Consider the following 6,724-nt stretch of genomic DNA (forward strand, 5'->3'; position numbering starts at 1 on the left):
CATTCCCTCGCAACCAATGCCCGGAAATCAGCTCCACCATTGTGTCCACAGCAATAGTCCAGCAGCCAGAAAAACGATCATGGACGCGGCGCAGGCGGCCAGCCCACGGTGCCGGTCCGAATATATCTGCGCCGCGAGGGCGACCACCGCGGCCGCGACATGCCAGGTGACCGATTCACCGCCGGGACCGGGGAAGCCGCGCCGATCCGCGAGCACAGCGGCGCCGACGACGATCAGCATGCCCACCACGGTGCCCCCGGCGACGATGCCGCTGAGTCCGCGTAGGAGTCTCACGGGGTGACCACCGGCACGCCGGATGCCTTGCCGACGAGCTTCTCGAACTGCGCGGGATCGGTGGTGTAGTCGCCGAGCCGGATGGTCTTGTTCGTACCGTGGTAGTCCGACGAACCGGTGGTGAGCAGGCCGAGTTCGGCGGCGAGATCGGTGAGCACCGCGCGGTCGGCCGCGGAGTGGTCGGGGTGCGCGATCTCCAGGCCGCCGAGCCCGAGCGCGGCCAGTTCGCGGATGTCGTCGAGCGCGAGCAGCCTGCCCCGCTTGCGCGCCCTGGTGTGCGCCAGCACGCTGACCCCGCCCGCGGTCGCGATCATCTGCACCGCCCGGCGCAGCGGGGTATCGGCCTTCTCGGCGTAGTAGCGGCCGTGCGGGGCGAGCAATTCGTCGAACGCCGCGTCCACGCTCGGCACCACACCGGCGGCGACCAGCGCGCGGGCCAGGTGCGGTCGCCCCGCCGATGGACCGGCCGAGGCCAGCACGGCATCGGGATCGATCGGCAGTCCGTCGGCGGCCATCCGCTCGGCCATGGCGCGCAGCCGCTCCACCCGTTCGGCGCGCAGCCGCTCGCGTTCCTCGGCGAAGCCGCGATGGGCCGGGTCGAACAGGTAGGCCAGCAGATGCACGGGCACCGGCCAGCCGTCCTCGCCGAGGCCGACGCACGACATCTCCATGCCGCGGACCAGCGTCATGCCCGCCGGTAGCGCGTCGACCGCTTCCGCCCAGCCCGCCGTGGTGTCGTGATCGGTGATCGCGACGACGTCCAGGCCCGCGGCGGCCGCGTTCCGCACGAGTTCGGCCGGGGTGTCGGTGCCGTCGGACGCGGTCGAGTGGGTATGGAGGTCGATGCGCACGCCTTCAAGTCTTACAGTGCGGCGGCGTCTTCCCGCACGCGCAGGCGACCTTCCGGCAGCCTGCGGCGACGTAGCATCGTCAAGGTGCCGTCCTTTTCTCCGCTCTCCTCACTTCGTGGATCCAGCCGAACGCCCGCGCACCGTTTCATCCCGGTTCCGACGGCGCAGGCGATCGTCGACTGCGCGGTGTACGTGGACGGCAAGCGCCTGTCCGGGCGCTTCACGCATGAAGCGGCCCTCGCGCGAGCCCGGGAGGAACACGGATTCGTCTGGGTCGGGCTGCACGATCCGGACCGCACGCAGATGGCCGACATCGCCGAGACCTTCGGGCTGCATCCGCTGGCCGTGGAGTACGCCTTGGAGAAGCACCAGCGGCCGAAACTGGAACGTTACGACGACTCGCTGCTGCTGTTGCTGCGCACGGTCAGCTACGTCGAGCACGAGTTGAACAGCGTCAGCGAGATCGTGGAAACCGGCGAGATCATCGTGTTCACCGGCCCCGACTTCGTGGTCGCCGTCCGGCACGGTGAGCATTCCGGGCTGGCCGAGGTGCGCAAGGCGTTGGAGGAGGACCCCACGCAACTGGCGCTCGGCCCCGGCGCGGTGCTGCACGCGATCGCCGACCGGGTGGTGGACTCCTACATCGAGGTGGCCCAGTCGGTCGAGGACGACATCGACGAGATGGAAGAGGAGATCTTCACTCCGCGCAGCAGGGTCACCGTGGAATCCATCTACCAGCTCAAACGCGAGGTGGTCGAGTTACGGCGCGCGGTGAATCCGCTCGCAGCGCCACTCGACCAGTTGAGTCACAAACCGGATCTGCCGGTGCCCAAGGAGGTCCGGCGCTATCTGCGCGACGTGGCGGAACAGCACGCCGCCGTCGCGGAACGGATCAACGACTTCGACGAGGCGCTCAGCGCGCTGATCAGCGCAGCGCTGGCCCGGATCGGCGTGCAGCAGAACACCGACATGCGCAAGATCTCGGCCTGGGTCGCCATCGCGGCGGTGCCGACGATGATCGCGGGCATCTACGGGATGAACTTCGATCACATGCCCGAACTGCACCAGGTCTGGGGTTATCCGATGGTGTGGGTGCTCATCCTCGCCATCTGCACGGGCTTGTTCTTCACCTTTCGCCGCAACAAGTGGCTGTAGCCGGGCGACGGATCACAAGCTGGCAGCGCCACGCCTCGGGTCACGCACGTCGATCCCCGCCTCCTGCCACGCCTCCCGCAACGCCTGCGCGCCGCGAACGCGTACCCACGCCGCCTCCGTCGCGGTCACCGGCGTCACCGCGAAGTACCGCACCGGCTCGGCCGGGTCGGGCAGCGACACGGCCGGAATCTCGCTGTCGCCGAGTAGAACCGCGGTGAACGGCGCGTCGCGCCACATCGGCTCACCCAGATCCAGCAGCGCGTCCGCCTGCAGCACAACGCCTTCCACGACCGGAGCCGCGGCGAGCACGCCGAGTGATTTGGCCAGGCCGGAGCTGGCGCCGACGCCGGACCGCAACGTCAGCACCAGTTCGGCGCGCGGCCCGCGGACCGGGTCGGCGTGCACCGCGGCGGGATCGCCCATCGGATGCCTGCTGGCGCCGAGCGTCACGTAGTGCACCAGATCGTCCTCGGCGATGCGCAGGATCTCGATCGGCTCCAAGCCCAGGAAGGTGACCGACGCGGCGTCGACGTGCGCGGCCTCCACCCCGAAATGGCCCAGCACCTCGGTGCGGACCGTCTCCAGTACTTCCATGCCTCAGATCGCCAGCCGCGCGAGCATGTCCCGAGCCTGTTCCGCCGACTTCGGATCGCACAGCACGTCGTAGCGGCCTGCCACCAACTGCATGGTGGAGGCGAAATCGCGCTGGCCCCTGGTGGCCGCGTACGGGATGGAGGTCGAGATGACGCCGAAGATGACGCCGCCGATCAGGCCGACGAGCAGCGGACCCAAAGCGCCACTGGTGGTGAACAGGCTCAGCAGCAGACCGAGGAACAGGCCGAGCCAAGCGCCGGACACCACGCCGCCGCCGATCACCTTGCCCCAGGTCAGCCGATAGAGGACCCGCTCGACCTGCATCAAGTCGACGCCCACGATGGTCACGTCCTGCACCGGGAACTGGTTGTCGGCCAGGTAGTCGACCGCCTTCTGCGCCTCGACATAGGTCGGATACGAGCCGACCGGCCAGCCCGACGGGGGTGTCGGGAGGCCCTGCCGCGCACGGCTCGAGTTCCCCAAGGGATTCGTCATGGTTCCATTCTGCTATTCCGACGCATCCCGCGGTGGTGTGAAACGCGTGGTGCGCGTCATTCCGGCGGCACGGCCCTTCTCCGCGATCACGTGCGCCATCTTGGCGCTGGCCTCGTCGATCATCTCGTCGCCGAGCATCACCGCGCCGCGCGCGCCGCCCGCCGCCGAGGTGTGAAAGGCGTAGGCGTCGAGGATCTCCTCGGCACGGTCGTAGTCCGACTGGCGCGGGCTGAAGATCTCGTTCGCCGCCTCGATCTGGCCGGGGTGCAGTACCCATTTGCCGTCGAATCCGAGCGCGGCCGTGCGCGCCGCGGCCCGCCGGAAACCCTCCACATCCCGGATCTGCAGGTACGGGCCGTCGATCGCCTGCAAGCCGTGCGCACGGGCCGCGAGCAGGATGGTCATCAGGATGTGGTGGTAGGCGTCGCCGGTGTCGTAGCCCTCCGGTTGTTCGCCGACCACCAAGGTGCGCATGTTGATGCTGGCCATGAAGTCCGCCGGGCCGAAGACCAGCGTCTGCACCCGGGGGCTCGCGGTGGCGATCGCGTCGATCACGCGCAGCCCCGCCGCGTTCTCGATCTGCGGCTCGATACCGATCCGCCCGACGTCGAGGCCGCAGGCCTTCTCCAGCTGGGTCAGCAGCAGGTCCAGCGCGCGCACCTGGCCCGCGTCGGTCACCTTGGGCAGCAGGATCGCGTCCAGCGCCGCGCCCGCGCCCTCGACCACGGAAATGACATCCGCGTAGGTCCATTCGGTGGTCCAGTCGTTGACCCGCACCACGCGCAGTTGCGTTCCCCACCCGGAGTCGTTGAGCGCCGCGACGATGTTCGCCCGCGCCTCGGCCTTCGCGACCGGGGCCACCGCGTCCTCCAGATCGAGAAACACCTCGTCGACGGGCAAGGTCTTGGCCTTCGCGATCATCTTCGTGTTGCTGCCCGGGCAGGCGAGCACCGAACGGCGCGGCTTCATGATCACTCCCGTCGATCGTGGCGGGGTGCGAACACCCGCCCGCGAACATCTAGCCTGACAGCATGGCAGCTACCAGGGTGTACGTCGCCAGGCTGGCCGGTTTGGCGGTGCTGGGACCGGACGGCGAGTCTATCGGCCGGATTCGCGACGTCGTCGTGGCCGTCCGTTCCGACCGCCAGCAACCGCGGGTGCACGGCTTGGTCGTCGAACTGCCCACCCGGCGGCGTATTTTCGTGCCGATCCTGCGGATCACCGCGATCGAACCCGGCGTGGTCACGCTGAACACCGGAACGGTGAGCCTGCGCCGTTTCAACCAGCGACCCGGCGAGATGCTCGCCATGGCACAGATCGTCGACTCGGTGGTGCGGGTCGAGGACCCGGACCTGCCCGATCTGGCGGACGTGGACGTCCACGTGGTCGATCTCGGCATCGAGCAGACCCGTTCCAGGGACTGGCTGGTCAGCCGGGTCGCGGTGCGCGGGCACCGCAGGCTGGGCCGCAGGCGCACGGTGCACGTGGTGGACTGGACCATGGTGTCCGGCCTGACGCCCTACGAGATCGGCAGGCCGGGGCAGGACGTCACGCAACTGCTCGAACAGTTCGAAGGCATGCGCGCGGCCGACGTGGCGCAGCGGTTGCGCGAGCTGCCGGAGAAACGGCGGATCGAGGTGGCCGTCGCGCTGGACGACGAACGCCTGGCCGACGTGGTGCAGGAACTCCCCGACGACGAGCAGGTCGAGTTGCTCGGTCACCTGGAGGTGCGCAGGGCCGCCGACGTGCTGGAGGCGATGGACCCCGACGACGCCGCCGACCTGCTGGGCGAGCTGCCCGAGGGCGAGGCCGAATCGCTGCTCGCCCTGATGGACCCCCAGGAGTCCGAACCGGTGCGCAGGTTGCTCGAGCACTCCCCCTACAGCGCGGGCGGTCTGATGACGCCGAAGCCGATCATCCTGACGCCGTCGACGACGGTGGCCGAAGCGCTGGCGCGGGTGCGCAACCCGGACCTCACCCCGGCGCTGGCCTCCATGGTGTTCGTGGTGCGTCCGCCCACCGCGACGCCGACCGGCCGCTACCTCGGTTCGGTGCACATCCAGCAATTGCTGCGCGAACCTCCCGCCCACCTGGTGGGCGGCATTCTCGACACCGACCTGTCGCCGCTGCGCCCCGATCTCCCCTTGGCCGCGGTGACCCGATATTTCGCGACCTACAACCTGGTCTGCGGACCGGTGGTGGACGAGGAGAACCATCTGCTCGGCGCGGTAAGCGTCGACGACGTCCTCGACCACCTGTTGCCCGAGGACTGGCGCGACCAGGAAGAGACCGACGAGAGGGGCAGGGCGTGACCGCGCGGGGCCCCGCTCACGCCCGAAAGGACACACCGTGAGCGAGAACGACCCGGGCGTGCGGCTCGGTCCCAGCAGGGCGCGCCAGCGTTTGGAAACACCGGTGGAAAGCCGGTTCCGGTTCGAGTGGGACGCCGAGGCTTTGGCCCGCAGCAGCGAACGGGTGGCGCGATTCCTGGGGACCGGACGGTATTTGGCGGTCCAGACGATCCTGGTGCTGGTTTGGATTCTGCTGAACATCTTCGTGGTCGCTTTGCGCTGGGACCCGTACCCGTTCATCCTGCTGAATCTGGCGTTCTCCACCCAAGCCGCCTACGCGGCGCCGTTGATCCTGCTGGCGCAGAACCGGCAGGACAACCGGGACCGGGTCGCCCTGGAGGAGGACCGGGTACGGGCCGCGCAGACCAAGGCCGACACCGAGTTCCTCGCCCGGGAACTCGCGGCGCTGCGCATCGCCGTCGGCGAAGTTGCCACCCGCGATTACCTGCGCCGGGAATTGGAAGAACTGAAAGGGATTCTGGACCGAATGGAGTACGGGGAATCCCCTGATCACGAGACCCGAACGGAAAGCGGCGGAAAGGGTGGCCGCAAGAAAAGCTCCGGCCGAAAGCCCGCTCCAGCAGCGGTTTCACCGTCGGGAACCAGTGATCAACCGAAAATACCGAATAAGGACCTGACTGGTGGGTAACCTGGACAACGTTGTCCAGAGTGGCCGGCGCAGGGGTTGTCGCGACGGCTGCTCCCACGACGTCGAGGATTGGGTGTGGCCGAATGCGTGTATCTGCTCCGATAACGGTCTCGGCTTTGGTTGTTGCTGGTGTGGTGGTGAGTGGTTCGGGCGTGCAGTCGCCGGTGGGGGTGTCGGCGCCGCAGGCGCCGGAGGTGTTGGCGGCGGCGTCGGGTGCGCAGGGCGCGGCGTCGCGGGAGGTGGGGTTGTTGCCGGTGGCGGCGGAGGGGCCGCGGCGGTTGCGGGCGGTGACGCCGGGGGTGGCGCCGTTCGCGGGTGTGGTTCCGTTGCAGGAG

8 protein-coding genes and 1 pseudogene are annotated in these 6,724 nt (G+C 68.8%); 4 read left to right on the forward strand and 5 right to left on the reverse strand.

All coding sequences use genetic code 11. The annotated features are described in order from the left end of the window. Positions 1-27: 27 nt before the first annotated feature. Both ABZ420_RS21320 and ABZ420_RS21325 read right to left on the reverse strand, forming a co-directional pair. Complete coding sequence (locus ABZ420_RS21320; RefSeq protein WP_357125313.1) at positions 28-294, reverse strand: hypothetical protein; 267 nt, start codon at positions 292-294, stop codon at positions 28-30. Further along, entirely contained in the window at positions 291-1,145 is an 855-nt protein-coding gene (locus ABZ420_RS21325) for a PHP domain-containing protein (protein ID WP_357044586.1), read from the reverse strand. Before ABZ420_RS21325 ends, ABZ420_RS21320 begins: the two co-directional genes overlap by 4 nt. Positions 1,146-1,220: 75 nt before the next feature. Between ABZ420_RS21325 and ABZ420_RS21330 the strand changes: the two genes are divergently transcribed. Then, positions 1,221-2,300, forward strand: a complete 1,080-nt coding sequence (locus tag ABZ420_RS21330) for a magnesium and cobalt transport protein CorA (RefSeq protein ID WP_357125342.1) — start codon at positions 1,221-1,223, stop codon at positions 2,298-2,300. Positions 2,301-2,312: 12 nt separating this feature from the next. On the opposite strand, the gene ABZ420_RS21335 is transcribed toward ABZ420_RS21330, so the two are convergent. From ABZ420_RS21335 to ABZ420_RS21345, 3 genes are read right to left on the reverse strand one after another with little or no spacing between them, the layout of a single operon-like run. Then, positions 2,313-2,894 (reverse strand): suppressor of fused domain protein, encoded by a 582-nt coding sequence (locus tag ABZ420_RS21335; RefSeq protein ID WP_357125316.1) that lies wholly within the window; start codon positions 2,892-2,894, stop codon positions 2,313-2,315. A 3-nt stretch (positions 2,895-2,897) separates the two neighbouring features. Continuing rightward, positions 2,898-3,389 (reverse strand): general stress protein, encoded by a 492-nt coding sequence (locus tag ABZ420_RS21340; RefSeq protein WP_040869460.1) that lies wholly within the window; start codon positions 3,387-3,389, stop codon positions 2,898-2,900. A gap of 12 nt (positions 3,390-3,401) precedes the next feature. After that, positions 3,402-4,358 carry a CoA ester lyase gene (locus tag ABZ420_RS21345; protein ID WP_357125319.1) on the reverse strand — a complete coding sequence of 319 codons (957 nt, stop codon included), beginning with the start codon at positions 4,356-4,358 and terminating at the stop codon, positions 3,402-3,404. A 62-nt stretch (positions 4,359-4,420) separates the two neighbouring features. On the opposite strand from ABZ420_RS21345, the gene ABZ420_RS21350 reads away from it, so the two are divergent. The 3 genes and pseudogenes from ABZ420_RS21350 to ABZ420_RS21360 form a co-directional block, all read left to right on the forward strand. Continuing rightward, complete coding sequence (locus ABZ420_RS21350; RefSeq protein WP_357125322.1) at positions 4,421-5,701, forward strand: CBS domain-containing protein; 1,281 nt, start codon at positions 4,421-4,423, stop codon at positions 5,699-5,701. Between the two features lie 58 nt (positions 5,702-5,759). After that, on the forward strand, positions 5,760-6,389 hold the full coding sequence (locus tag ABZ420_RS21355; RefSeq protein WP_357125345.1) for a DUF1003 domain-containing protein: 630 nt from the start codon (positions 5,760-5,762) through the stop codon (positions 6,387-6,389). Positions 6,390-6,505: 116 nt separating this feature from the next. Further along, positions 6,506-6,724: pseudogene (locus tag ABZ420_RS21360) on the forward strand (lytic transglycosylase); the annotation flags it as partial.

Source organism: Nocardia sp. NPDC005745, from assembly GCF_040630775.1.
In the GTDB taxonomy this organism is placed as follows: Bacteria; Actinomycetota; Actinomycetes; order Mycobacteriales; family Mycobacteriaceae; genus Nocardia.